The 26256-nt window shown below is 72.5% G+C and carries 22 protein-coding genes and 1 pseudogene; 13 read left to right on the forward strand and 10 right to left on the reverse strand.

Translation table 11 applies throughout. The features are described from left to right. Positions 1 to 4 precede the first annotated feature (4 nt). The 4 genes from ACX25U_RS34435 to ACX25U_RS34450 form a co-directional block, all read right to left on the reverse strand. Positions 5 to 1393 carry a maltokinase N-terminal cap-like domain-containing protein gene (locus ACX25U_RS34435; RefSeq protein ID WP_454385878.1) on the reverse strand — a complete coding sequence of 463 codons (1389 nt, stop codon included), beginning with the start codon at positions 1391 to 1393 and terminating at the stop codon, positions 5 to 7. 32 nt (positions 1394 to 1425) lie between these two features. Continuing rightward, complete coding sequence (gene treS, locus ACX25U_RS34440; protein WP_454385879.1) at positions 1426 to 3144, reverse strand: maltose alpha-D-glucosyltransferase; 1719 nt, start codon at positions 3142 to 3144, stop codon at positions 1426 to 1428. After that, a complete protein-coding gene (locus tag ACX25U_RS34445) occupies positions 3141 to 5159 on the reverse strand; it encodes an alpha-1,4-glucan--maltose-1-phosphate maltosyltransferase (protein ID WP_454385880.1) in 2019 nt (672 codons plus the stop codon). Before ACX25U_RS34445 ends, treS begins: the two co-directional genes overlap by 4 nt. 70 nt (positions 5160 to 5229) lie before the next feature. Then, entirely contained in the window at positions 5230 to 5532 is a 303-nt protein-coding gene (locus ACX25U_RS34450) for a DUF5133 domain-containing protein (RefSeq protein ID WP_454385881.1), read from the reverse strand. A 306-nt stretch (positions 5533 to 5838) separates the two neighbouring features. Between ACX25U_RS34450 and ACX25U_RS34455 the strand changes: the two genes are divergently transcribed. Then, positions 5839 to 6351, forward strand: coding sequence for a pep a2 (locus ACX25U_RS34455; RefSeq protein WP_454385882.1), 513 nt, complete (start codon positions 5839 to 5841; stop codon positions 6349 to 6351). After that, complete coding sequence (gene glgX, locus ACX25U_RS34460; protein ID WP_454385883.1) at positions 6348 to 8498, forward strand: glycogen debranching protein GlgX; 2151 nt, start codon at positions 6348 to 6350, stop codon at positions 8496 to 8498. The genes ACX25U_RS34455 and glgX overlap by 4 nt, the downstream gene beginning before the upstream one ends. 59 nt (positions 8499 to 8557) lie before the next feature. Here glgX and ACX25U_RS34465 read toward each other — a convergent pair whose 3' ends face one another. Continuing rightward, complete coding sequence (locus ACX25U_RS34465; RefSeq protein WP_454385884.1) at positions 8558 to 9355, reverse strand: VOC family protein; 798 nt, start codon at positions 9353 to 9355, stop codon at positions 8558 to 8560. Between the two features lie 185 nt (positions 9356 to 9540). Between ACX25U_RS34465 and ACX25U_RS34470 the strand changes: the two genes are divergently transcribed. After that, positions 9541 to 9882 carry an ANTAR domain-containing protein gene (locus ACX25U_RS34470; protein ID WP_454385885.1) on the forward strand — a complete coding sequence of 114 codons (342 nt, stop codon included), beginning with the start codon at positions 9541 to 9543 and terminating at the stop codon, positions 9880 to 9882. 58 nt (positions 9883 to 9940) lie between these two features. Here ACX25U_RS34470 and ACX25U_RS34475 read toward each other — a convergent pair whose 3' ends face one another. Further along, the gene (locus tag ACX25U_RS34475) at positions 9941 to 10732 is read right to left on the reverse strand and encodes a SigB/SigF/SigG family RNA polymerase sigma factor (protein WP_454385886.1); all 792 of its coding nucleotides are present in this window, start codon (positions 10730 to 10732) and stop codon (positions 9941 to 9943) included. Positions 10733 to 11063: 331 nt separating this feature from the next. Between ACX25U_RS34475 and ACX25U_RS34480 the strand changes: the two genes are divergently transcribed. The 4 genes from ACX25U_RS34480 to ACX25U_RS34495 all read left to right on the forward strand — a co-directional run bounded on the left by ACX25U_RS34480 (position 11064) and on the right by ACX25U_RS34495 (position 13943). After that, complete coding sequence (locus tag ACX25U_RS34480) at positions 11064 to 11534, forward strand: MarR family winged helix-turn-helix transcriptional regulator (protein WP_454385887.1); 471 nt, start codon at positions 11064 to 11066, stop codon at positions 11532 to 11534. After that, positions 11531 to 12391 (forward strand): ATP-binding cassette domain-containing protein, encoded by an 861-nt coding sequence (locus tag ACX25U_RS34485; protein WP_454385888.1) that lies wholly within the window; start codon positions 11531 to 11533, stop codon positions 12389 to 12391. Before ACX25U_RS34480 ends, ACX25U_RS34485 begins: the two co-directional genes overlap by 4 nt. Then, positions 12351 to 13211, forward strand: coding sequence for an ABC transporter permease (locus ACX25U_RS34490; RefSeq protein ID WP_454385889.1), 861 nt, complete (start codon positions 12351 to 12353; stop codon positions 13209 to 13211). Before ACX25U_RS34485 ends, ACX25U_RS34490 begins: the two co-directional genes overlap by 41 nt. A gap of 201 nt (positions 13212 to 13412) precedes the next feature. Further along, positions 13413 to 13943, forward strand: a complete 531-nt coding sequence (locus ACX25U_RS34495; RefSeq protein WP_454385890.1) for a hypothetical protein — start codon at positions 13413 to 13415, stop codon at positions 13941 to 13943. 29 nt (positions 13944 to 13972) lie between these two features. On the opposite strand, the gene hemC is transcribed toward ACX25U_RS34495, so the two are convergent. Next, complete coding sequence (hemC, locus tag ACX25U_RS34500; RefSeq protein WP_454385891.1) at positions 13973 to 14908, reverse strand: hydroxymethylbilane synthase; 936 nt, start codon at positions 14906 to 14908, stop codon at positions 13973 to 13975. Positions 14909 to 15171: 263 nt separating this feature from the next. Between hemC and ACX25U_RS34505 the strand changes: the two genes are divergently transcribed. After that, positions 15172 to 16401, forward strand: coding sequence for an RNA-guided endonuclease InsQ/TnpB family protein (locus ACX25U_RS34505; protein ID WP_454385892.1), 1230 nt, complete (start codon positions 15172 to 15174; stop codon positions 16399 to 16401). A gap of 61 nt (positions 16402 to 16462) precedes the next feature. After that, positions 16463 to 16747: pseudogene (locus ACX25U_RS34510) on the forward strand (TauD/TfdA dioxygenase family protein); the annotation flags it as partial. A gap of 697 nt (positions 16748 to 17444) precedes the next feature. On the opposite strand, the gene ACX25U_RS34515 reads toward ACX25U_RS34510, so the two are convergent. Further along, the gene (locus tag ACX25U_RS34515) at positions 17445 to 18065 is read right to left on the reverse strand and encodes an L-threonylcarbamoyladenylate synthase (RefSeq protein WP_454385893.1); all 621 of its coding nucleotides are present in this window, start codon (positions 18063 to 18065) and stop codon (positions 17445 to 17447) included. Between the two features lie 359 nt (positions 18066 to 18424). Between ACX25U_RS34515 and ACX25U_RS34520 the strand changes: the two genes are divergently transcribed. Next, positions 18425 to 19984 carry a helix-turn-helix domain-containing protein gene (locus ACX25U_RS34520; protein WP_454385894.1) on the forward strand — a complete coding sequence of 520 codons (1560 nt, stop codon included), beginning with the start codon at positions 18425 to 18427 and terminating at the stop codon, positions 19982 to 19984. A 642-nt stretch (positions 19985 to 20626) separates the two neighbouring features. Further along, a complete protein-coding gene (locus tag ACX25U_RS34525) occupies positions 20627 to 21940 on the forward strand; it encodes an MFS transporter (protein ID WP_454385895.1) in 1314 nt (437 codons plus the stop codon). 654 nt (positions 21941 to 22594) lie between these two features. Here the strand turns inward: ACX25U_RS34525 and ACX25U_RS34530 are convergent. Next, on the reverse strand, positions 22595 to 23071 hold the full coding sequence (locus ACX25U_RS34530; RefSeq protein ID WP_454385896.1) for a TIGR00725 family protein: 477 nt from the start codon (positions 23069 to 23071) through the stop codon (positions 22595 to 22597). A gap of 170 nt (positions 23072 to 23241) precedes the next feature. Between ACX25U_RS34530 and ACX25U_RS34535 the strand changes: the two genes are divergently transcribed. Together ACX25U_RS34535 and ACX25U_RS34540 are read left to right on the forward strand one after the other, a co-directional pair. After that, positions 23242 to 24591 carry a transaminase gene (locus ACX25U_RS34535; protein ID WP_454385897.1) on the forward strand — a complete coding sequence of 450 codons (1350 nt, stop codon included), beginning with the start codon at positions 23242 to 23244 and terminating at the stop codon, positions 24589 to 24591. Between the two features lie 49 nt (positions 24592 to 24640). Then, positions 24641 to 25081, forward strand: a complete 441-nt coding sequence (locus ACX25U_RS34540) for an Lrp/AsnC family transcriptional regulator (protein WP_454385898.1) — start codon at positions 24641 to 24643, stop codon at positions 25079 to 25081. Between the two features lie 10 nt (positions 25082 to 25091). Here the strand turns inward: ACX25U_RS34540 and ACX25U_RS34545 are convergent, their stop codons facing one another. Continuing rightward, the gene (locus ACX25U_RS34545; protein ID WP_454385899.1) at positions 25092 to 26204 is read right to left on the reverse strand and encodes a PP2C family protein-serine/threonine phosphatase; all 1113 of its coding nucleotides are present in this window, start codon (positions 26202 to 26204) and stop codon (positions 25092 to 25094) included. Positions 26205 to 26256: the final 52 nt, after the last annotated feature.

A 26256-nucleotide genomic window follows, 5' to 3' on the forward strand; every position in this document is an offset into this window, starting at 1 on the left:
CGGTTCAGCCTCCTCTCACGGCGAGACGTTCGATCGCCGCCATCGGTACGGCGAGCCAGTCGGGGCGGTGCCGGGCCTCGTACAGCACTTCGTACACGGCACGGTCCGTCTCGTAGGCCCGCAGCAGGGCGTGTTTCTTACGGGGATCCCAGCCGGCCCGGGACGCGTAGCCGGCGCAGTACGCCTCCCGGCAGCGGCGCGCCCACTCCGGCCTCCAGGGGTGGCGCTGCCGGGCGGCGTAGTCGAATGAGCGCAGCATGCCCGCCACGTCCCGCACCGGGGACTCGGCCAGGCGGCGCTCGGCGAGCGGACGGGACGGCTCACCCTCGAAGTCGATGACGAACCACTCGCGCCCCGCCCGCAGCACCTGCCCCAGGTGCAGGTCGCCGTGCACACGCTGGGCGGGCGGCCCGGCGTCGCAACTGGCCAGCGCCGCGAACGCGGTCCGCAGCCGGGTCGTGTACGGCCTGAGCGCGGGCACGCTGTGCGCCGCGGCCTCCAGGCGCTCCGTCATCCCCGCCGCCGTCCGCGCCACCTCCCGGTGCCCGCCGGTCGGGAAGGCGCCGGCCAGCGCCAGGTGCACCTCCGCGGTCGCCTGCCCCAACTGGTGCGCCTGCGGGGTGAAGTCGTCACCGGTGGCCAGCGCCCGCAGGGCCAGCGTCCAGCCGTCGGCCGCGTCGCACAGGAACGGCTGGAGCACACCGAGCGTCGCCGCCTCCGGCTCGGTGGTACGGAACCACGCCACCGGAGCGGGGACGCGGGCGCAGTCCTGCCGGGCCAGCGCCCAGGGCACCTCCAGGTCCGGGTTGACGCCCGGCTGGATGCGGCGGAAGACCTTCAGGATGAACTCGTCGCCGTACACGATCGAGGAGTTGGACTGCTCGGCGTCCAGCAGCCGGGGCACCAGACCGCCGGGGATCAGCACGGACGGGTCCGCCTCGAAGCGCAGCGGGCCGGACATGCCGGGGTGGCGCAGCCGCTCCAGGAGCAGCTGCGCCGAACGCGGGTCGCACAGCGCGTCGTAGATCGCGAGGCCGGCCAGCGGGCCCTCCACGGGACGGCCGATGAAGGCCCGGTGCGGGCGCGGGGCCGGCTGCTGCCGTACGCCGAGCAGCAGTTGGTAGCAGTCGGCGGGCGGCGGCACGGACGTGCCGGCGGGGGCGGGCACGGTGCCGTGGCCGGTGGGGACTCCCGCGTGTTCGGCCTGGACCAGCAGGTGCAGACAGCCCGGGAACAGCTCCGTCATCGACAGCATGCGCAGGTCGGTGACGGGCCGGTCCTTGCCGGCGAACCAGCGCTGATGCGGCAGCCACTCGCGCAGCAGCGAACCGAGCGAGGCCATGGGCCCGGCCAGGCTCCTGACGGTCGGAGCCAGGGATGCGGTCTTCGGCATGGTCACGCCTCCTTTCGTCGGCTGCGCGGTGGTCAAACCCGTCGGCCGATCCGGGATGCGACGTTGGTGAGCCGGAACCAGTAGAAGCCGTGGCCCGCGAGGGTCAGCAGATAGGGGAGTTCACCGATCGCGGGGAAGCGGACCCCACCGATGAGCTCGACCGGGTGCCGGCCGTCGAAGGCCCGCAAGTCGAGTTCGGTGGGCTGGGGGAAGCGGGAGAAGTTGTTGACGCACAGGACCAGGTCGTCCCGGTACTCGCGCAGGAAGGCGAGCACGGCCGGGTTGGAGGACTGCAGTTCGGTGTACGAGCCGAGTCCGAAGGCGCGGTTCTGCTTGCGGATCTCGATCATGCGGCGGGTCCAGTGCAGCAGCGACGAGGGGGAGGACATCGACGCCTCGACGTTGGTGACCTGGTAGCCGTAGACCGGGTCCATGATGGCGGGCAGGAACAGGCGGCCGGGGTCGCAGGAGGAGAAGCCGGCGTTGCGGTCCGGGGTCCACTGCATGGGGGTGCGCACCGCGTCGCGGTCGCCGAGCCAGATGTTGTCGCCCATGCCGATCTCGTCGCCGTAGTAGAGGATCGGGCTGCCGGGCAGGGAGAGCAGCAGGGCGGTGAAGAGTTCGATCTGGTTGCGGTCGTTGTCCAGCAGGGTGGCCAGGCGGCGGCGGATGCCGATGTTGGCGCGCATGCGGGGGTCCTTGGCGTATTCGGCCCACATGTAGTCGCGCTCTTCGTCGGTGACCATCTCCAGCGTGAGCTCGTCGTGGTTGCGCAGGAAGATGCCCCACTGGCAGCCGGAGGGGATGGCGGGGGTCTTGGCGAGGATCTCGGAGACGGGGTAGCGGGATTCGCGGCGGACGGCCATGAAGATGCGGGGCATGACCGGGAAGTGGAAGGCCATGTGGCACTCGTCGCCGCCGGCGGCGTAGTCGCCGAAGTAGTCGACGACGTCCTCCGGCCACTGGTTGGCCTCCGCCAGCAGCACGGTGTCGGGATACTGGGCGTCGATCTCGCGGCGCACCCGCTTGAGGAACTCGTGGGTCGCGGGCAGGTTCTCGCAGTTGGTGCCCTCTTCCGCGTAGAGATACGGCACCGCGTCCAGCCGGAAGCCGTCGATGCCCAGGTCCAGCCAGAAGCGGAGGGCGGCCAGGATCTCCTCCTGCACCGCCGGGCTCTCGTAGTTCAAATCCGGCTGGTGGGAGAAGAACCGGTGGAAGTAGTACTGGCCGCGAACCGGATCGAAGGTCCAGTTCGAGGTCTCGGTGTCCACGAAGATGATCCGCGCGTCCGGATAGCCCCTGTCGTCGTCGGCCCACATGTAGAAGTCGCCGTAGGGGCCGTCGGGGTCCTTGCGGGACTCCTGGAACCACGGGTGCTGGTCGCTGGTGTGGTTCATCACGAAGTCGATGATCACGCGCATGCCGCGCTGGTGGGCGGCGTCGACGAACTCCACGAAGTCGGCCAGGTCGCCGAACTCCGGGAGGACGGCGGTGTAGTCGGAGACGTCGTAACCACCGTCCCTGAGGGGGGACTTGAAGAACGGCGGCAGCCACAGGCAGTCGACGCCCAGCCACTGCAGATAGTCGAGTTTGGCGGTCAGGCCCTTCAGGTCGCCGACGCCGTCGCCGTTGCTGTCCTGGAAGGAGCGGACGAGGACCTCGTAGAAGACGGCGCGTTTGAACCACTCCGGGTCCCGGTCCCTGGCCGGGGCGTCCTCGAAGATGTCCGGAACGGGCTCGTTGACAGTCATGGCGCTGGGGGCCTTCCGATCTGCGGGGTGGACGGTCGCTGGACATGGAGCACGTGCGCGGGCCGGCGGCCCGGATCCAGGCGGACGTAGTCGGTGCTGCCCCAGTGATAGGTATCGCCGGTGAGCTCGTCGCGCACCGGCACCGACTCGTGCCAGTCCAGGCCGAGTTGCGGCATGTCCAACGAGACCGTGGCCTCCTGGGTGTGGTGAGGGTCGAGGTTGGCGACCACCAGAACCGTGTCGGAGCCGGCGCTCTTGCTGTAGGCGATCACGGCGTCGTTGTCCGTCGGGTGGAAGCGCAGGTTGCGCAGGCGGTGCAGCGCGGGATGGCGGCGGCGGATGTCGTTGAGTTGGGTGATGAGGGGGGTGAGGGTGCGGCCCTCGCGTTCGGCGGCTGCCCAGTCGCGGGGTTTGAGCTGGTACTTCTCCGAGTCCAGGTACTCCTCGCTGCCCTCGCGCAGGGGGATGTTCTCGCACAGTTCGTAGCCGCTGTAGATGCCCCAGGCGGGGGAGAGGGTGGCGGCCAGCACGGCGCGGACCTCGAAGGCGGGCCGGCCGCCGTGCTGCAGGTAGGCGTGCAGGATGTCGGGGGTGTTGGCGAAGAGGTTCGGCCGCATCCAGGCGGCCGCCTGGCCGGACAGCTCGGTGAGGTAGTCGGTCAGCTCCTGCTTGGTGTTGCGCCAGGTGAAGTAGGTGTAGGACTGCTGGAAGCCGATCTGGGCCAGGGTGTGCATCATCGCCGGGCGGGTGAACGCCTCGGCCAGGAAGATCACGTCGGGGTCGGTGGCGTTGATGCCGGCGAGCACCCGTTCCCAGAAGACCACCGGCTTGGTGTGCGGGTTGTCCACCCGGAAGATCCGCACCCCGTGCGCCATCCAGTGCCGCAGGACGCGCAGGGTCTCGGCGACCAGGCCGTCCGGGTCGGCGTCGAAGGCCAGGGGGTAGATGTCCTGGTACTTCTTCGGCGGGTTCTCGGCGTAGGCGATGGTGCCGTCGGGGCGGTGGTGGAACCACTCGGGGTGCTTGTGCACCCAGGGGTGGTCCGGGGAGCACTGCAGGGCGAGGTCCAGGGCGACCTCCAGGCCCAGCTCGCCGGCCCGGGCCACGAAGCGGTCGAAGTCCTCCAGCGATCCCAGGGCGGGGTGGACGGCGTCGTGGCCGCCGTCGGGGGAGCCGATGGCCCAGGGCACGCCGACGTCGTCGGGGCCGGCGTCCAGGGAGTTGTTGCGGCCCTTGCGGAAGGTGGTGCCGATGGGGTGGATGGGGGGCAGGTAGACGACGTCGAAGCCCATCGCGGCGATCGCGGGCAGGCGGCGGGCGGCGGTGCGGAAGGTGCCGTGCGGCTGCTCGGCGGTGCCCTCGGAGCGGGGGAAGAACTCGTACCAGGCCCCGTACAGGGCCCGCTCCCGCTCCACCAGCAGACGAAGCGGCTCGGAGGCGGTGACCAGCTCCCGCAGCGGATACCGGGCCAGGACCGCGTCCACCTCCGGCGTCAACGCCGCCGCCAGACGCGTCATGACCGGCAGCGAGTCGTCCCCCAGCACCTCGGCGGCGGCGAGCACGGTGTCGCGCTCCGGTCCCTCGGGGGCCCCGGCCGCCGCACGGGTGTGGAGTCCGGCGCCCTCCTCCAGCACCAGCCCGGTGTCGATGCCGGCCGGGACCTTGACGGAGGCGGTGTGGCGCCAGGTGGCGACCGGGTTGCTCCAGGCCTCCACGTGATACGTCCAGCGGCCGGTCGACCCCGGTGTCACCTCGGCGCCCCAGCGGTCGGTGCCGGGGCTCAGTTCGCGCATCGGCGTCCAGGGGCCGGGGCGGCCCTCCGGATCCGTCAGCACCACGTTCGCGGCCACCGCGTCGTGGCCCTCGCGGAACACGGTGGCGGTGACCAGGAACGTTTCCCCTGCGACCGCCTTGGCCGGTCGCCCGCCGCACTCCACGGCCGGGCGGACGTCCCGCACGGGAATGCGGCCGATGGCCGGGACCGAACCGAGGGCCGAACCCGGGGTCGAACTCATGGGTGTCACCTCCACCGTGCTCGAGGCCGGGCTCGCGCCCGGCCGGGATCCTGGTTGCCGCCGGAAAGTCCTACAGCCCGGCGCGGGTACGTCGCTCCGTCGCCACCGGTGGACCCCGGCGGGCGACGGCGCTGCGGCGCGGCCGGCCGCTCTGCTCCCGCAGGTAGGTGACGAGGGTGGTGCGCAGATAACGCTCGGCGGCGTCCGCGGCCTCCCGCGCACACCGCTTCCCCATCAGCACGCACAGGGTGTAGCCCGAGTCCTCGAAGGTGGACCGCACTCTGCGGTCGTCGGGCCGCGCGAGCATCGCGCGTTCCCACGCCCGGTAGCGCCGCAGATGCCGGGCGACTTCGGCTTTGGCGGGTAGCAGCATGGCGCCGTTCACCTTTCGGATGCGCTCGATGGGCACGTTTCCCCGACAGCCGGAGCGGCGGCCGCGCACGCGTGTGCACGGTCCCGTTTACGGCGCTCGAGACTTTCACTCATGGTGCATGTTCAACGACTCACCGTCCTGTTGGCACTTCAACAAGCCTGCTGACCTGCTCGTGTTGCACCAATGGCGTAGCGCGCTCACTGTGGATTCCACTCAGAGGCAACGCGTGCTCACGCTTCGTGCTCGGGGCCTCGTCCGCAAGGGCGGCAGGGGAGCGCGAGCCTCGCCGGTGAGGAGCCAACGACGATGAAGACCGCAGTGCCCTGCTACTACCACCTCGACGTGGAAGTCAGCCCGGAACGGGTCGGGCAGGTCAGGCGCATCCTGGCCGCCCACCTTCGGTTCTGGGACCTGGAGGACCTCGTCGACCCCGTGTGCGGCGGCGCCGAGATGCTGCTGAAGGCCATCGACGAGCACGCCACCGACAAGCACACCTCCATCGAGATGTGGTGGACCGGTCAGCACCTGATCACCGCGGTCGGGGAGAACAACCACGACCTGCGCCCCGACCAGGACCTGCGCGGCTGCCTGGCCCGTATCGCGGCGACGAGCCACGGCTGGGGCTGTTGCGCCTCCGAGACCGGCAGCAAGGTCATCTGGTTCTCGCAGCGGGCCCGCGCCGGGGTGCGCGTCCCGCTGGTCCCGAAGGCTCCCGAGCCGACCCTGTGCGAGGGCCTGAAGACGCCCCGCGAGCTGCCGGTCGCCGCGCTGGCCTCCCCGGCGAGCGACGGTCGGGCCGTCCTGGAGGAGGCCCGGTGACCGGACGGGCGCGCCGGAAAGGGGTACCCCTGCCCGTGTGGCGGGGGTACCCCTATCCGCTGGGCGCCGCGTACGACGGGGAGGGCACCAACTTCGCGCTGTTCAGCGAGGTGGCCGAGCGCGTGGAGCTGGTCCTGGTGGACGACGGCGGCGCCCGTCGCGAGGTCCCGCTCACCGAGGTCGACGGCTTCGTGTGGCACGGCTATCTGCCCGGCGTCGGACCGGGGCAGCGCTACGGCTACCGGGTGCACGGCCCCTGGCACCCGGCGGCCGGCCACCGGTGCAACCCGAGGAAACTGCTCCTGGACCCCTACGCCAGGGCGATGGACGGGCGGATCGACAACCACCCCTCGCTCTACGAGCGCGCCCCGCACGGCCCGGACCCCGCCGACAGCGCCGGGCACACCATGCTGGGCGTGGTGACCGACCCGGCCTTCGACTGGGGCGACGACCGCCCGCCGCGGCGGGGGTACTCCGACACCGTGATCTACGAGGCGCACGTGCGCGGACTGACCCGTAACCACCCCGACGTGCCGCGCGAACTGCGGGGGACGTACGCCGGGTTGGCGCACCCCGCGGTGATCGGTCACCTGACCTCGCTGGGCGTGACGGCGGTCGAGCTGATGCCGGTCCACCAGTTCGTGCACGACGGCGTGCTGCAGGGGCGGGGCCTTTCCAACTACTGGGGCTACAACACCATCGGCTTCTTCGCACCGCACCACGACTACGCCGCCCACGGCACGCGCGGTCAGCAGGTCACCGAGTTCAAGTCGATGGTCAAGGCGCTGCACGCGGCCGGGCTCGAGGTGATCCTCGACGTGGTCTACAACCACACCGCCGAGGGCAGCGAGAAGGGCCCGACACTGTCCTTCCGGGGCATCGACAACGCCTCGTACTACCGCCTGGTCGACGGCGACTGGGCGCACTACTACGACACCACCGGCACCGGCAACAGCCTGCTGATGCGCCACCCCTACGTGCTGCAGCTGATCATGGACTCGCTGCGGTACTGGATCACCGAGATGCACGTAGACGGCTTCCGCTTCGACCTCGCGGCCACGCTGGCGCGGCAGTTCCACGAGGTGGACCGGCTGTCGGCGTTCTTCGACCTGATCCAGCAGGACCCGGTGATCAGCCGCGTGAAGCTGATCGCCGAGCCCTGGGACCTCGGCGAGGGCGGCTACCAGGTGGGCAACTTCCCGCCGCTGTGGTCGGAGTGGAACGGCCTGTACCGGGACGCCGTACGGGACTTCTGGCGCGGCGAGGAGCACACGCTGGGCGAGTTCGCGTCCCGGCTGACCGGTTCCTCGGACCTGTACGCCCGCCACCGGCGCCGGCCGCGCGCCAGCGTCAACTTCGTGACCGCGCACGACGGTTTCACGCTGCGCGACCTGGTGTCGTACAACGACAAGCACAACGAGGCCAACGGCGAGGGCAACAGGGACGGCGAGAGCGTCAACCGCTCCTGGAACTGCGGGGCGGAGGGCGGGACCGACGACCCCTCGGTCCTGGAGCTGCGGGCCCGCCAGCAACGCAACTTCCTGGCCACGCTGCTGCTGTCGCAGGGCATCCCGATGCTCTGCCACGGCGACGAGCTGGGCCGCACCCAGGGCGGCAACAACAACGCGTACTGCCAGGACAACGAGGTCTCCTGGATCGACTGGCGACTGACGGGCGAGCAGCGGGAACTGGTGGACTTCACGCGGTACGTGATCGGCCTGCGCGCCGCCCACCCGGTGCTGCGCCGCCGCCGTTTCTTCCAGGGCGAGACGGCGACCCGGGACGACCAGCCGCTGCCCGACCTGGTGTGGCTGCTGCCGGACGGCCGCGAGATGGCCGAGGAGGACTGGCAGCGCTCCGACGCGCACTCCGTGGCGGTCTTCCTCAACGGCGACGCCATCGCCGAGCCCGACCGACAGGGCCGCCCCGTGCTGGACGACTCCTTCCTCCTGCTGCTCAACGGCTACTGGGAGCCGGTCGGCTTCCGCCTGCCCGGCCCCGCGTACGGCGACCGCTGGACCACCCTCCTCGACACGGCCGAACCCCAGGAGCCCCCGGACGAAGCAGAACACAAACCAGGCGGCACCCTCCGCGTCGAGCCCCGCAGCCTGATCCTCCTGACCCGCCCCCCGAGAGCCACCCACTGATGCTCACCGGCACGGCGTGGGGCCGCCGCGAGGTGTACGCCGCCCGGGCGTCGGCGCGTTCAGGCCTCGCGGCGCGAAGTCACCGTGAACTGGGCGCCGTCCGGGTCGCGGAGTACGGCCTCGTCGGGGCCTTCGCGCAGGACGCTGCCGCCGTGGGCCTCGGCGGTGCGGGCGCAGGCGGAGACGTCGGCGACGCGGAAGTGGATCTGCCAGTGCGGGCGGATCGTGGGGTCGGGGGCGGCCTCCAGCGCGCCGGACTCGATGCGGGCCACGACCTCGCCGTGGCTGCGCAGCACGACCTCGTCGCCCTCGTAGCGGACCTCGCAGCAGCCGGGCCGCTCCGAGGCCCAGTCCAGGACCTCGCCGTAGAAGATCGCGGAGTCGAAGGCGTCGCGCGTGTGCAGCCGGATGAAGGCCGGCGCGGCCTTGCGCCAGGTCTCCCAGTCGGTGAAGAGGTCACCCTCCCAGATCCCGAAGGTCGCGCCGTCCCGGTCGGCGAGCAGCGCGGCCCGCCCCGGCGGGAAGGAGATCGGCCCGACCGCCGCCGTACCGCCGCGTTCCTGCACCCGCGAGACGGCCCTGTCCGCGCTGGGTACGGCGAAGTACGGTGTCCAGGCCACCGCCATCTGCCACATGGCGGCCACCGCTCCGATCCCCGCGACCGGCGCCCCGTCCGCGAGGGCGATGCGGAAGTGGTCGCCGAGCTTGCCCGCGCGCCACTCCCAGCCCAGCACCGCCCGGTAGAAGTCCTCCGTGGTCTTCAGGTCGCGGCTGGTCAGGCTCACCCAGCACGGCGCGCCGCACACCGAGTGCGTGGAGACGACGTCGGGGGTGGCAGATGTCCTGTCGTGGTTCATGGCACGTCCTGGTCTCGTCGACCGGTGTCCACCGGTGTCCACCGGTCTTACACCAGTCTCCGACCGGCAGCCGGAAGGCGCCTGCCGAGTGCCCGCGCGCCGCCGCCGAAACGGCCCGGGCGGCGGCCACCCCCGGCACGGGCGGGCGCCGGGCCCACTGGCAAAGGCCCGCTCGAGTGACGACGATGGACTCCGTGGAACGCACACCGTACGGCCCCGACGACGCGGCGGACCGGTTGCGCGAGCTCCAGAAGGAGGTCGAGCAGCTGAAGGAGGCCGTGACCTCCCACGCCGTCGTGGACCAGGCGATCGGCATGGTGGTCGCGCTCGGCCGGATCACGCCGGACCAGGGATGGATGGTGCTGAAGGAGGTCTCGCAGCACACCAACATGAGGCTCCGCAACATCGCCGAGCTCGTCCTCATCTGGGGACGCACCGGAGACCTGCCCGAGGAGATCCGGGCGGAGCTGGAGGACGCCCTCGACCGGTACGGTCCCACCCAGATCCCGGGAACGCCGCCGGAGTGAGCGGGAACCCCGCCGGCGCCCGCTCGCGGGGTCGAACGGGCGGGCGCCGCCGCGGGGATCAGCCGGTCTCGGTGAGCAGCTCCTCGCGCAGCTGGGCGAAACAGCCGCTGAGCAGCCGCGAGACGTGCATCTGCGAGATACCGAGCTGCTGCGCGATCCGGCTCTGTGTCATTCCCCGGAAGAACCTCAGGTAGAGGATGGTGCGCTCGCGCTCGGGCAGCGCCTCCAGACAGGGCCTGACGGCCACCCGGTCCACGACCAGGTCGTAGCGCGCGTCGGCCTCACCCAGGCCGTCGCCGAGCGCGTAACCGTCCGTGCCCGGGACCTCCGCCTCCAGCGACAGCGCGGCGAAGCAGTCCAGGGCCTCCATCCCGGTGCGTACGTCGCTCACGCTCAGGTGCGCGTACTCGGCGATCTCGGCGACGGTCGGCGCCCGGCCCGGCGTGGTCTGTGCCAGCTCCTTCGCGGCGCGCCGTACGCGGTTGCGTAGGTCCTGGACCCGGCGCGGCACGTGCAGCGTCCACATGTGGTCGCGGAAGTGCCGTTTGATCTCCCCGGTGACCGTCGGCACGGCGTACGCCTCGAACGCGTAGCCACGCCCCGGATCGTAGTGGTCGACGGCTTTGACCAGGCCGAGCGCGGCCACCTGGTACAGATCCTCCAGGGCCTCGCCGCGCCCGCGGAACCGTACGGCGATCCGCTCGGCCATCGGCAGCCACACCTGGACCAGTTCGTCCCGCAGCGCCTTGCGCTCGGGGCCGTCCGGCATTCGGGCGAGCCGTTCGAACGCCTGTGCGGTATCCGGGGCGTCGTCATGCGGATGGGGCTTTGTTCTGCCGGTGGTACGCATGGGCTGCGCCTCCCTCAGCAGGTGCTGGATGGACGGACACCAAGGGAGGCGCGTGCTCGGACCGAACAGGGATGGACAGCGGGGCCCGGCGCGCCGGCTCCCACGGACGTGCCTCCTGTCCGAAGCACTGGAATGCGGTTTCCCGAAGTCGGCGATATGGAAACAATTCCGGGAATGCGGTGACGTCATGCGACCGCACGATTCTTAATTGTCGACCAGCAGCCGGAGAATCGCCACCGGAGGAAATTCTGAGCATTTCAATGACGCACTCGCGCCGCTCTTGACCCTCTCTTGGGGTCGTTACCTCTCCTACAGAGGTAGCGTCGGGCACGTGGACTCGGACCCGCGGACCGCGCAGACCTTCCCCGAAGAGCTGGCCGACGCGCTCGTCGGCGTCCAGCGGCTGATCCGCCGCCGGCTGCGCGCCGGGCTGACCGTGGCGCGGCTGCGCGGCGCCGAGGTCGAGCTGCTGCGCCTGGTCGAGGCCCGTCCCGGCATCGGCGTGTCGGAGGCCGCGAAGGAGCTGCACCTGGCGGGCAACTCCGTCTCGACGCTGGTCAACCAGCTGGTCCGGGGCGGTCAGCTGGTCCGGGAGACGGACCCCGCCGACCGGCGGGCCGCACGCCTGCTGCTCACCGGGGCCGCGCAGGCCCGGCTGCGCGACTGGCGGGAGCGGCGTGCCGAGCTCGTCCGCCGCCAGGTGGACCGGCTCGACGAGGCGGACCAGGAGGCCCTGCGCATGGTGGTCCCCGCCCTGCGCAGGCTGGCCGAGAACCTGCGCGAGGAGGCCGGCCGGCCATGACCCGGAACGCTGCCGCACCGGCCGACGACGCCGTCACCTGCACCCGGCTCGCCTACGCCTTCGGCGGGACGAAGGCCGTCGACGGCCTGGACCTGTCGGTGCGTCAGGGCGAGGTGTTCGGGCTGCTCGGCCCGAACGGCGCCGGGAAGACCACGGCGATCCGCTGCATCACCACGCTCCTGCCGGTGCCCTCCGGCATGGTCCGCGTCTTCGGCCACGACGCCGCCCGCGACCGTATGGCCGTACGGCGCCTGCTGGGCTACGTCCCCCAGCAACTGTCCGCCGACGCCGCCCTCACCGGCCGGGAGAACGTCACCCTGTTCGCCCGCGTCTTCGACGTCCCGCGCCGGGAACGCGCCGCCCGCGTCGCCCAGGCGCTGGCCGCGGTCGGTCTCGCGGACGCCGCCGAGCGGCTGGCGAACACCTACTCCGGCGGCATGGTCCGCCGCCTCGAACTCGCCCAGGCCCTGGTCAGCGCGCCCCGTCTGCTGATCCTCGACGAACCGACGATCGGCCTCGACCCGATCGCCCGCACCGGGGTGTGGGAGCACATCAACACCGTCCGCGCCGCCACCGGCATGACGGTCCTGGTGACCACGCACTACATGGACGAGGCCGACCAGTACTGCGACCGGGTCGGCCTGATGCACCGCGGCCGCATCCGGGCGCTCGGCACCCCGGCCGAGCTGCGCCGTGGGCTCGGCGAACGCCGCCGCGCCCACGGCGCCCCGGCCACGGACCCGCTGCCCACGCTGGAGGACGTCTTCCGCGACGTCGCCGGCAGCGGCCTCGACGACTCCTCAGGAGACTTCCGCGATGTCCGAAGCACCCGCCGCACCGCCCGCCGCGTCGGCTGACCCCGCCCGCACCGACGGCATCGGCCTGCTGGTGCGGCCGCCGCGACCCCGCGCCGGCCGGCGGCTGCTGCCCGCCCGGGTCGTCGCCCTGTGCGCCGTGGAGCTGCAGAAGCTGCGCCACGACCGCACCGAGCTCTACACCCGCGCGGTGCAGCCCGCCCTGTGGCTGCTGATCTTCGGCCAGACCTTCACCCGCATCAGGGCGATCCCCACGGGCGGCGTCCCGTACATCGACTTCATGGCGCCCGGCATCATCGCCCAGTCCGCGATGTTCATCGCCATCTTCTACGGCATCCAGATCATCTGGGAGCGCGACGCCGGCGTCCTCGACAAGCTCCTGGTCACCCCGACCCCGCGCTCGGCCCTGGTCACCGGCAAGGCGTTCGCGGCCGGGGTGAAGTCACTGATCCAGGCCGTCGTGGTCGTTCTCATCGCCGCCCTGCTCGGCGTGGCGCTGACCTGGAACCCGCTGCGGCTGCTCGGGGTCGCGGCGGCCGTGGTCCTCGGCTCGGCGTTCTTCTCCTGCCTGTCCATGACCATCGCCGGCATCGTGCGCAACCGCGACCGGCTGATGGGCATCGGCCAGGCGATCACGATGCCGCTGTTCTTCGGCTCCAACGCCCTGTACCCGGTGGCCGTCATGCCCGGCTGGCTCCAGGCCGTCAGCAGGGCCAACCCGCTCAGCTACCAGGTCGACGCCCTGCGCGGGCTGCTGCTCGGCACCCCCGCGCACCTGGCCGCCGACTTCGCGGTCCTCGTGGTGGCCGCCGCGCTCGGCATCACCGCGGCCTCCGGGCTGCTCGGCCGGCTGGCCCGCTGACGGCGTCCGGCGGGCGGCCACCGGAGTGATGTGCGGCACGCCCCCGCCGGCGGCCGCGGGACCCGGCGGCGGATTCTTCCTGCACACGGCTTGATCAGCGATCAAAGAAGGAGAATTCCCAGGACACGGCACATTCCGTTCATTTGACAGTGCACTGAGCGCACGGATAGGAAGCAGCTCTTGGAAGTCGAGAGGTGCACTGTGTACGAGCCGAACGTGGTCGGGGACTGGCAGGAGTACGACGAGCATGCCGGTCTGCGGGTCCGCGTCCACCGCCTGGAGCAGGCCGAGCCGCCGCGCGGACGCGACGAGGCCGCCGAGGGGCTGACGTACTTCCGCCTCCGCATCACCGTCGAGAACCGCGGCGGGCGGTGCTTCGGCGTCCACCTGGAGGACGGGCAGATCGACGTGCGGATCGGTCCCGACGGGGAGGGCGCGTTCGTCGACTGGCGCAACTCGCAGTTCATCGAGGGCTACGACGTCTATCCGCTGCGCCGGGCCACCGCGGTGCTGTACGTGGCGGGACCGGAGGCCGCCCTGTCCCAGATCGACGTCCAGGTGCAGCTGCGGGTCGACGACGAGTGGGCCGAGCGCAGGCTGTGGACCGGCGGCATCGGCGTGCACGAGGAGTCCGTCGGCGCCGGCGCGCACACGGCAGGCACGGCCGGCGGCCTGGCGCACCAGATCAGCAACTTCCTGCGCGACCAGGCCGGACCGGGCACCGCCGGCTGACCCCGCCGGGCCCCGCCGGGGCAGTGCGGTCAGTGCGGGATGCCGTCGATGACCTCCCGGGCGCCCTGACGCAGCAGGGCCACGGCGACCGACGTACCGAGCGTGGCCGCGTCCAGCCGGCCCGCCCACTCGTGGGCGTTCAGCCGGGTCTTGCCGTCCGGGGTGAAGACACAGGCCCGCAGGGAGAGCTCTCCGCCGCGGTCCACGCGCGCGTACCCGGCGATCGGGCTGTTGCAGTGGCCCTGCAGCACATGCAGGAACATGCGCTCCGCGGTGGCCGCGCGGTGGGTGTCCGGGTCGCCGAGCGCGCTCACGGCCTCGATGAGCCCGGTGTCGTCCTCGCGGCACTGCAGGGCGAGGACGCCCGCGCCGATCGGCGGCATCATCGTCTCCGGGGACAGCACCTCGCTGATCGCATCCGGCCGGCCGATGCGCCGAAGACCGGACACGGCGAGCAGCAGCGCGTCCGCCTCGCCGGCCGCCAGCTTCTCCAGCCGGCGGTTCGCGTTGCCGCGCAGCGGCACGCACCGCAGGTGCGGGTGCGTCGCGGCCAGCTGGGCGGTCCGGCGCACCGCGGAGGTGCCGATCCGGGTGCCCGCCGGGAGCTCGTCGAGGGTGAGCCCGCCGGGGTGGACGAGGGCGTCGCGGATGTCGTCCCGCCTCAGGAACGCGGCGAACGCCGTGCCGGCCGGCAGCGGCCGGTCGGCGGGCACGTCCTTCAGGCAGTGCACTGCGAGGTCCGCCTCGCCGGTCAGCAGCGCGGCGTCGACCTCCTTGGTGAACGCACCCTTGCCCTCGACCTTCGACAGCTCGCCCGGCCACTTGTCGCCGGTGGTCCTCACCGGGACCACCTCGGTGCGCACACCCGGGTGCACGGCGGCCAGTTCGGCGCGGACCCGTTCCACCTGGGCGAGCGCCATGGGGGAGTCGCGGGAGACGATGCGGATCAGTTCCGTAACGGACATGCCGGACACGATAGACCTCCGGCGCACGGCTCCTGACGCCCATTCACCCTTCCAGGTCGCCCGGCAGGCCCGCCACGGTCTCCTCGGGGCCGGGTCCGTACGAAGGCGTAGCTACCGGGACTCATTCGCAGTGCACCGGCGTTCACGCCGGTGGTGAGGCGAATCCGGCGGTTGCGACGCGGAGCGTCGCCGGATCGTTCCGGCGGAGCCGGATTCAGCTGATCCGCCCCGGGCTGTCCGTGGCTGGTGCTAGCGTCCGGATCATGCAGCTTCGGTACGCCTTCCGTCTCGACCCGTCACCCGGTCAGCGCATCGCGCTGGCGAGGGCGTTCGGGTGCGCACGGGTGGTGTACAACGACGCGGTCGCCGCGCGGGAGCGGGCCCGGGCGGCGGGCGAGCCGTTCCCGACCGCGGGAGTCTTGTCGCGGACGCTGCTCACCGAGGCGAAGAAGACCCGGGAGCGGCGCTGGCTGGGCGAGGTCTCCGCGGTGGTGCTGCAGCAGGCGCTGCGCGACGCCGAGGCCGCCTACCGCAACTTCTTCGCCTCCCTGAAGGGGAAACGCAGGGGCCCGAGACTGGGCGCCCCGCGGTTCAGGTCACGCAAGGACGCGAGGCAGGCGATCCGGTTCACCGCCAACGCCCGCTGGAAGATCACCGGGGCCAGCCGGCTGAGCCTGCCGAAGATCGGCGAGGTCCGGGTGCGCTGGTCACGGGCTCTGCCGTCCGTGCCATCCTCAGTCACCGTGATCAAGGATGCGGCCGGGCGGTACTTCGCATCCTTCGTCATCGACACCGACCCGGAACAGGACCGGACCCGGCTCGGCGAGCCGAACCCCGACAGCGCCGTCGGAATCGACCTGGGCTTGGCCCACTTCGCCGTCCTGTCCGACGGCACGAAGATCGACTCCCCGCGGTTTTTGCGCCGGGCGGAGAAGAGGCTGAAGAAGGCGCAGCGGGCACTGTGCCGCAAGCAGAAAGGATCCAGGAACCGGGAGAAGGCCCGCCGGAAGGTGGCCCGCGCACATGCGCAGGTGGCCGACGCGCGCCGCGAGTTCCACCACCAGCTCTCCACGAAAGTGATCCGTGAGAACCAAGCGGTCGCGGTGGAGGACCTGGCGGTGGGCGGCCTGGCGCGCACCCGGCTGGCCAAGAGCATCCACGACGCGGGCTGGTCTCAGTTCGTGACCATGCTCGCCTACAAGGCTCAGAGGTACGGGCGCACCTTTGTCAAGGTCGGCAGGTTCGAGCCCACCAGCCAGGTGTGCTCCGCCTGCGGCCACCGCGACGGGCCCAAACCCCTGCAGGTGCGGGAATGGACCTGCACCGCCTGCGGCACGGTCCACGACCGGGACCACAACGCCGCCATCAACATCAAACAGGCCGCCGGACTGGCGGTGACAGCCTGTGGAGCGCCGATAAGACCGGACCTCGGTCCGGCACAGCGCGGTGAAGCAGGAAGCCACGGAATCCGCACCGGAACCCGTGCCGCGTAGCGGCACAGACACCGGAGCGGAAGGCCAAAATCCTCGGGCTTCAGCTCGAGGAGCAAGTCAATACGTCGAGCAGATCCAGGACCTCTCCCGCGCCGAGAGCGCGGCGATCCTGTGGATGCTGCTCGAGCAGGCGGTACGGCCCGAGCACACGGTCCGGTTCCGCTGGGAGCCCGGCAGCGTGGCCTTCTGGGACAACCGGGCCACCATCCACCTCGCGCCCGGCGACAACGCCCACCTCGGCCACCCGCGGATCATGCACCGGGTGATGCTCACCGGTGACGTACCGGTCGGGGTGGACGGCAGGCCGTCCGAGCCGATCACGGGCAGCGCGCCGGGCCGCTGGTGACCGGCCCCGGCCGGCTCAGGTCAGCGGAATGACGGCCTCGTCCTCGACCGGCGGGTCGACCTCCTGGGCGCGCAGACCGGTCGCCGCGAAGCAGCGCAGCCGCGCCGCCTCCGGGGTGACGTCCAGACGCGGGAACGACTGAAACCGCCGAGGTCCTCGTACCAGTCGTGGTTGCCGGGGACCGCGTAGATCGGCGCGGGATGGTCCCGGTACGGACGGAAGAACGATGGCGTCCCGCCAGGTGGTGCAGGGGATCGAGGCGCCGGAATCCGCAGGTCGGGGACGACGGCCCCGCCGGATCGGGTGTTCAACCCGCCTCAACGGGACGCTTCGCGGGCTGCCGCCTCCACGGAGACCGCCGTGGGCCTCGTACCGGAACGCGAAGCGCTTGATCCCCTGCACCACGTCGTGGAGCACGACCGAAGAACCTGGGGCCGTAGTCGTCGGTGCTGCCGACGGGGTTGTGAACTGCTGCCACAGAACAGCGCATGAGTGTGTTCTGGCGTGAGTGAGTGAGTGAGTGTTGATGGGAACGGTATCGCGTGAGGACTCGGACACGTCGTGCACCGTAACAACGCCCCCTGGGTGGCCGTACGGCGGGGCCTGCGAAGGTCAACTTCCCTCCGACCCCGCACGCTTCGGCAGCTTCGCGCCCAACTTCACCACGCCGCTGGGGAATTCGCCGTCGGCCGGATTCTCACTCGAACCGTGAGACGTCGCCCGCCCCCCGCCGTACGACCTCGGCCTCCCCGCCGGAGAAGTCGATGACCGTGGTCGGTTCGGTCCCGCAGTCGCCCGAGTCGACCACCGCGTCCAGTACGTGGTCGAGCCGGTCCTTGATCTCCCAGCCCTGCGTCATCGGCTCCTCCTCGTCGGGCAGCAGCAGCGTGCTGGACAGCAGCGGCTCGCCGAGCTCCGCGAGCAGGGCCTGGGTGACGACGTGGTCGGGGATGCGCACCCCGACGGTCTTCTTCTTCGGGTGCTGCAGCATGCGCGGCACCTCCCGTGTCGCCGGCAGGATGAAGGTGTAACTGCCGGGTGTGGACGCCTTGATGACGCGGAAGACGTCGTTGTCGATCCGTACGAACTGGCCGAGCTGCGCGAAGTCCTGGCACATCAGGGTGAAGTGGTGCCGGTCGTCCAGGTGGCGGATCGCCCGGATCCGCTCGATGCCGTCCCGGCTGCCCAGCCGGCAGCCGAGGGCGTAGCACGAGTCGGTCGGATACGCGATCAGCGCCCCCTCGCGCACGCTGTCCGCGACCTGGCGGATGGAGCGCGGCTGGGGGTTGTCGGGGTGCACGTCGAAATACTTCGCCATTCACCGAGCTTATGCCGTGCGCCGGCGGTCGCCGTGCAGGCGGCCTGTCTCCGCTCCTGCGCCGCGCGCACCCGTACGCCGCCTGCGGAGCAACACGCTTCAACTTTCCAGGCGTACGCGGCGGATCCCGGGGAACCAGCACTCATACACCGCTCGGGTGCTGTCCCCCCGGCCCCGGGCAGGCGGCTTCGCCGGCCACTCACCTCCCCCCGTGATCCGCCGGCGAAGCCGCCTCACCTCCCGCTCGCGGGGCCGTGCGGGATGCCCGGCCCCGGACTGCCGTGCCACCTGCTGGTAACGTCCCCGACCGAAAAAGCCGAGGTCAAAGCCACGGACATGCGACGGAGGAGAGGACGGACATGGCCGGGCGCGAGGACGGGACCGACGGGGTCCCAGGAGAAGCCCCGGGACTAGCCTCAGGACGGGCTCAGGGACGGGCCCGGGGACGGGCCCGGGGACCAGAAGGCCCGCGGGCGTCCTGGGCCGAGGAACTCCTCGACCAGTTGCGGCCGGCCGGGCGGGACGTGCGCAAGGTCGTCGCCTGGCTCGCCGGATCCACGCGCGGGACCGCCTGCCTCCTGGACGGTGCCGGCACCCTCCTCGCCGGGGAGCCGCCGACCCTGGACGAGGACCTGGTCGCGGACGTCGCCACCGGCCGGTTCGCCTCCGCCGCGCTGCAGGACCGGGGACGCCACGTCCGTCTGGTGCGCGTGGGCGGTCCGCGCCCGCCCTCGGCCGGCGTCCTGGCCGTCTCCCGCGCCGACCCCTTCGACCGGCAGGCCGCCGAGATGGTCACCCGCACCGCCGCGGTGCTCGAACTGCTGCTGCGGGCCCACGAGACCACCGCGGCCGGACGCCGCCTCGAACAGGCCACGTTCGCGCTGCGGCTGGCCATCCTGCAGCTGCTGATGGTCGAGGACACCGTCTCGGCCCGCCGGGTGGCCGCGGGCCTGTGGCCCGGCCTGCTCGACGCGGACACCGCGTGCGTCTACGTCGTCGAGACCCACCGCGGCGAACGCGACCTGCTGGCCGCCGAGTGCCTGGACGCCACCGAGGGGCAGGCCCTGGTGGTGCGCTGCCCGGCGGTGGACGAACACGTGATCGTGTTCGCGCCCGCCGAGACCGTCGGCCGGGAGCTGCGCTCGCTGGTGGGCGGGCGGCCGCACACGTTCCTCGGCGGCAGCATCCGGCACAGCCTGGCCCGGACCGCGACGGCGTACGGGCAGGCCGTGAGCGCGCTCGCGGTCGCCCGGTTCCGCCCGGACCGTGCGGCCGTGTACGCCGAGCGGACCCACCCCGAGCGCCTCATGGACCCCGAGGCGCTGCACGCCTGGTCCGCCCGGCTGCTGCGGCCACTGGACACCCTGCCGCACCACACGCGCGCCGAACTGCTCGCCACCACCCGGCTGGGTCTGGAGTTCACCGCCGTCAGCGCCGCGAAGGTCCTCGGTGTGAGCCGCAACACGGTGCGCGCCCGGATGGAACGGGTGGAAGCGCTGCTCGGCACGGACTTCAGCCGCCTGACCGTCCGGGCCGCCGTCCACCTCGCCCTGAACACCCAGGCGGGCCTCGGCCACCAGCCGGCCGCCGAGGCGGCGCCCCGGCCGGGTGCCGTACGCCTCGGCGACCTGCTGGCCGGTCCGGCGCTGCGTGGCTGGGCGCACGAACTCCTCGGCCGGCTGAGGACCGACGCGCGGGATCTGCGCGGCACGCTGCGCACCTGGATCACCGCCGGCGGCAACTCCGAGCGCGCCGCGCAGCTGCTCGGCATCCACGCGCAGACCGTCCGGGAGCACGTGCGCGGTGCGGAGCCCGTCCTCGAACGCCAGCTCCTCGCCGCCGGCAGCGACCTGTACGAGGTCGTCCTGGCGCATCTCGCGGTCGGTGACCTCGATCCGCCCGCTCTCGAAGGAGGGTGAAGGCGGGCATTCGGGACTCACTTGTGCACGGGTGAGTCCTCGGCCGGGCGGAAAGGGCATCGGCGCGGTACCCAACGATTTCACTGGGCACGTAAGTTCGTCGGGTCGCGGAGGCGGGACCGGAACGGGGGACCGGTCCCGTTCCGCCGGGCCCCGAGACGCAGGTCACAACACCGCGCGGTGCTGTGAGGAACGCCACCGCACTGCCGACTCCGCCCCGTACGGCGGCAGTTGGGGCGGGTGGCAGCCCGTGGCGGCCGTGGTCCGCACCGACTGGCCCGTGGCGTCTGTGAAGATGGGCAGCCGCTGTGCCGGACCACGTCTCACCGCCGAGCCGCCCCTGGCGGCACAGCACGGCAGTCGTCCGGATCTCATGCGAGAAGCGCCCCACCGTGCCCTCACCCACCCTTCCTGCCTCGTCCGTGCCCGCCACCGCCGCGCGCCGCGTGCTCCTGCTCTCGCCCCGGCGCCGGTCGCGTACCACGGCGACGGGCGAGGACCGTGCCCCCTGGCGGGCCCTGCGCCACCGCGACATGCGCTGGTGGTCCGCGGCCAACCTGGTGTCCAACGCCGGCACCTGGATGCAGCTGACCGCGCAGAACCTGCTGGTCCTCCACCTGGCGGGCCCTGCGCCACCGCGACATGCGCTGGTGGTCCGCGGCCAACCTGGTGTCCAACGCCGGCACCTGGATGCAGCTGACCGCGCAGAACCTGCTGGTCCTCCACCTCACCGGCTCCGCCGCGGCGACCGGCCTGTCGCTGTCCGCGCAGGCGGCGCCCGGGCTCCTGCTGGGGCTCGTCGGCGGCGCCGCGGTCGACGCCTGGCCGCGCCGGCTCACCGCCTCGGTGAGCCAGGCCCTGCTCGCCGTGGTCGGCTTCGTCACCGCGGGTCTGGTCTTCACCGACCGGCTGACGGTGCCGGTCCTCATGGTGCTCGCGGCCGTCACCGGGCTGATCGCCACCGTGGACGCACCCGCCTGCGCCCTGCTCGGCAACGACCTCGTACCTCCCAAGGACGTGCCCTCGTCGATCGCGCTGGGCTCGATGATCAGCGGGACCGGCCGGGTGGGCGGCACCGCCCTGGCGGGCGTGGTCGTCTCCTGGTGGGGTCCAGGGGCGGCGTACGCTGCGAACGGACTGTCCTTCCTGGCCGTCGCGGCGGTGATCCCCTTCCTGCGTCCGCACCCCGACGCGGGACGGGAACCGGCGCCCGCCGGCGCGTCCCGGCCCCGGACCGCCGCCTCGGCATCGCGCCGGCACGGCACGGGCGCCCGTGACGGCCTCGGCTTCTTCCTGCGCCGCCCCCGGCTCGTCGCCCTGGCCGGCATCACCGCGATCAGCAGCGTCTTCGGCCGGAACTACGCCCTGACCCTCGCCGTGCTGGTCACCGGGCCGCTCGGCGGTGCCGCCGGTGCCTTCGGCACGGTGTCCACGGTGCTGGCCGTGGGCGGTGTCGTCGGGGCGGTCCTGGCCGGACGGCTGCACAGCCCCTCCGTACGGCTCGTCGGCGCCCTCGCCGCGGCGGGCGCGCTCCTGCAGATCGCCGCCGGTCTGTCTCCGACGCTGTGGATCCTGCTGCTGCTCGTCGCCCCGATGGCGGTGGCGGAGTCGGTCTCCGACACCGCCGGCACGACGGTCCTGCAGACCGACCCCCCACCGCACATGCGGGGCCGCGTCCTCGGCGTATGGCGCAGCGCCAGCACCGGCTGGAGCCTGATCGGCCCCCCGTTGCTCGGCGTCCTCATGCAAACGGCGGGTGCCCGCGGCGCCCTGGTGATCGGCGGCGTCCTCATCGCCGGAACGATCGGGGCGGGCGCGCTCCTGCGCAACCGCCGTCCCGGCCTCATGAGGCCCGGGCCCGCCCACGTGACACTCCCGTCCCCGCGCACGTCCCCACCCCCCACCGCCACCCGCTCGGCCCCCGTCCCCGCGGCGGGCTGCGCCCCGGCACCCTGAGCGCACGCGCCGGACCGGCCGCGACGCGTCCGCCCGCACCGCGCACGGCAACACGGCTGCCGACGTCCGGGCCGTCGTGCGTGCGATCCGGCCGATCCCGTCATGCGGCCCCGGCCCGCCCACGCCGGGGCCGGTGCGGGCGGGGATGGTGTCCCGGCGGCGGGTCCCGGCCGGTGGAGCCGGTCCTGGAAGGCTTCGGGGCCGGTTCGGGTCCTCGGGGCACGCCGCTCGGGCGTCACTCGTCCGGTGATGGGCCGCGCCCCCGGCGCGGGCGGAGGCGTCGTCCGCTTGCACGCCCGGGGGTCCGGCGCCGCCGCGGCCGGGTCGTGTCCCACGACGTGGTGCAGGGGAGCAAGCGCTTCGTGTTCCGGTGTGAGTCCCACGGCGGTCGCCGTGGAGGCGGCAGCCCGCGAAGCGTCCCGTTGAGGCGGGTTGAACACCCGATCCGGCGGGGCCGTCGTCCCCGACCTGCGGATTCCGGCGCCTCGATCCCCTGCACCACCTGGCGGGACGCCATCCGTGGCCGGCCGTTTCACGCCGTGCGCCCAGGTCGCACCGGTCATGTTTCCGCTCCGGAAGTCGTCGGACGGCCCGTCGGCCGCACGCCGACCCGGCATCAGGGTGAGCGGGTCCCGGCCGCTCGTTCCAGCAGGTTCAGGAGGAGGGCAGAACCGCCTCCACAGCCGCCGTCGGCGTCGCCACCTCGATCGGCCCGTGACTCCCGCCCGTCGCGGACGGAGCCTCCGGGAGGGCCCAGCTGCCCAGCAGGGCCACCGTCTTGCCCGCCCGCAGGGCCAGCGCCACCTCGCTGAGCGTGCCCCAGCCTCCGCCCACCGCGATGAGCGCGTCGCAGGTGTTCACGAGCACCCCGTTGCGCAGCTCGCCCAGCCCGGTCGCCACCGCGACGCTCAGGTGCGGGTTCCCCGCGGCCCGGCCACGCCCGGGCAGCAGGCCGAGGACCGTACCGCCCGCCGACCGCACACCCTCCGCGCACGCCTCCATGACCCCGCCCAGGCCCCCGCACACCACGACCGCTCCCCGCCCGGCCAGCAGCACACCCACCTGCCGGGCGAGCTCCGCCTCCCGGGCGGAGGCCTGTCCGGGCCCGGCGACGGCGATGCAGGGACGCATACGCCCATGGAACGACCGGCCTCCGCCCTCGGCAAGGGGAGTACGAGTTACATCCCCTTGCGCGTGAATCCTTCGCAGTGACGCGCGTATCCACAGCAGACTCTTGCTCATACAGCTGATTCGATCGTACGATCCCCACAATCCGCCGCCCTCGACCATCAGGACATCCCATGGACCGCACCCGCCTGCACCACCTCCTCGCCCGCGAGAGCGCCGAGGCCGAGCGGCGCAACCCGCGCTCCAAGGCCGCCTACGACCGCGCCGACCACCTCTTCGGCCGAGTGCCGATGACCTGGATGAACAAGACCGCCGGCGCCTTCCCCCGCTACCTGGACTCCGCCCGGGGCGCCCGGATCACCGACGTCGACGGACACGAGTACATCGACTTCTGCCTGGGCGACACCGGCGCCATGGCGGGCCACTCGCCCGCGCCCGTGGCCGAGGCGGTGGCGCGGCGGTACGCCGAGCTGGGCGGGGCGACGGCGATGCTGCCCACGGAGGACGCCGAATGGGTCGGCGCGGAACTCACCCGGCGCTTCGGACTCGCCCGCTGGAGCTTCTCGCTGACCGCGACCGACGCCAACCGCTGGGCGATCCGGCTCGTCCGCGCGGTCACCGGCCGCCCCAAGATCCTGGTGAACAGCTACTGCTACCACGGCAGCGTCGACGAGTCGCTCATCGTCGTCGGCCCCGACGGGCACGGCACCGCCCGCGAGGGCAACGTGGGAGCACCCTGCGACGTCACCCTCACCAGCCGGGTCGCCGAGTTCAACGACCTGGATCAGCTGGAGCGCGAGCTCGCCCACGGCGACGTGGCCGCCGTCCTCATGGAACCGGCGCTCACCAACATCGGCATCGTGCTGCCCGAGCCCGGCTACCTGGCCGGCGTACGCGAGCTGACCAGGCAGTACGGCACGCTGCTCATCAACGACGAGACGCACACCTTCTCCGCGGGACCGGGCGGCTGCACCGCGGCCTGGGACCTGGAGCCCGACCTGCTGACCATCGGCAAGGCGATCGGCGGCGGCATCCCGGCCGGCGCCTACGGCCTGTCCGCCGGCCTCGCCGACCGGCTGCTCGGCCGCGCCGACCTGGACCTGGTGGACATGGGCGGTGTCGGCGGCACCCTGGCGGGCAACGCGCTGTCCATCGCCGCGACGCGCGCCACGCTCGAGCACGTCCTCACCGACGACGCCTTCGCCCGTATGGCGAAGCTGTCCGAGCGCTTCGAGGCCGGAGTCCGGGCCGGCATCGGCGCCCACGCCCTGCCCTGGTCGGTCAGCCGCCTCGGCGCCCGCACCGAGTACCGCTTCGCCGACCCGGCCCCGCGCACCGGCACCGAGTCGGCCGCCGCCGCGGACCCCGAGCTGGAGGACTTCCTCCACCTCTACCTGGCCAACCGGGGCATCCTGCTCACGCCGTTCCACAACATGGCGCTGATGTGCCCCGACACCACCGAGCAGGACGTCGACACCCACACCGAGGTTTTCGCCGCCGCCCTGTCCGAACTGCACGGCTGACGGCCGCACTACGCTGGGCCGAGCCGGCCGGAGAGGGAGAGCGACGCACGTGGACGAGATCGACCGGGCCATCCTGCGCGAGCTGCAGACCGACGGACGTATCGCGTACGCGGACCTCGGGCCCAAGGTCGGCCTCTCCGCGTCCGCGGCCCGTCAGCGGCTGCAGCGGCTGCTGGACTCCAAGGCCGTCCAGGTGGTCGGCGTGACCGACCCGATGGCCATGGGCGGACAGGCCATGGCGCTGCTCGGCATCGGCGTGGACGGCGACCCCCGGGCGGTCGCCGACGAACTGGCCGGGCGAGCCGAAGTGATCTACTCGGTGCTGACCTCCGGCGGATTCGACCTGTTCGTCGAAGTGGTCGCCCCCGGCCCGAGGGACCTGCTGGACTTCGTCAACGACGTGGTCCGGCCGATCGAGGGCGTCCGGCAGGTGCAGTCGTTCCCCTACTTCGGCATCCACACCCACCGGTTCCTGTGGGACGTGGGCTGACCGGCCGGGCTCACCGGCCCTCGGGCGGGCGCGGAGTGAGCACCAGCATCGTCACGTCGTCGCTGACGGTGCCGCAGTACGCGAGCAGATCGGCCAGCACATGGTCGGCGAGCACCACCGGGTCGAGGGCGGCGAGCCGGGGCAGCCGGTCGAGCAGCGGGTAGAACGCGCCGTGGGAGTCCCTGGCCTCCGTGACACCGTCGGAGGCCAGGAACAGCACGTCACCGGGGCGCAGCGGCACGGTGAGCCCGTTCTGCCGCGGAACGCTGTCGGGCAGGCCGAGACCCAGGGGCGTCCACGGCGCCACCTCGACCTCCTCGGCCTTCCCGTCGCGCAGCAGCACCGGCGGCGGATGGCCGCAGGTCACCACCCGCACCGATCGCGCGTCGCCGGGGAACTCCAGCAGCACCGCGGTCGCGAACAGCTCCGCGTGCCGCACCTCCTCCGAGTCCACCACCAGCCGGCGGTCCAGGGCGGCCGCGACCGCGGTCAGATCCGGTCGGTCGAGCACCGCCTCCCGGAAGCTGCCCAGCAGCGAGGCGACCGTGGACACCGCCGCGAGGCCGTGCCCCTGCACATCCCCCATCACCGCCCGCACCCCCACGGGCCCGCGCCGCACGTCGAAGAAGTCCCCGCCGACCAGCGTCCCGCGCTGCGCGGCCCGGTACAGGCCCGCGCACCGCACCGGACCGACCTGCTCGGGCAGCGGCGGGACGACCGCGCGCTGCGCCGCCTCGGCGATCGTGCGCTCCAGGCCCAGCTGGGCGTCGCGGCGGCTGCGCACATAGGACAGGAACACGCTCAGCACGGCGACGAACGTGACCGTCTCCAGGTCGGTGTTTCCGGGCCGGTCCAGCTGGAAGGCCGGCACGCTCAGCAGGACCACCACGACGCAGCCCAGCAGCGCGGTCGCCACCGGCCCGTAGGACAGCACGGCCAGCGGCGGTATGGCGCCCAGCAGGAAGCCGATCTCGAGCGGGTTCGGGCTCAGCAGCGTGGCCAGGCACACGACGACGACCAGCACGATCGGCAGCGCGCGCACCCAGCCCGGCGGCGGGGCACCGCGCAGCCAGCCACGCCGGTGCGGATCCCGGCGCGGAACCAGGGCAGACAGCTTCAGCACACCACCACGCTGCTACGCCGCCCCCAGTCCCGCACGCCGGGACCCGCGGGCC

The sequence above is a fragment of the Streptomyces sp. JNUCC 63 genome (genome assembly GCF_054366325.1).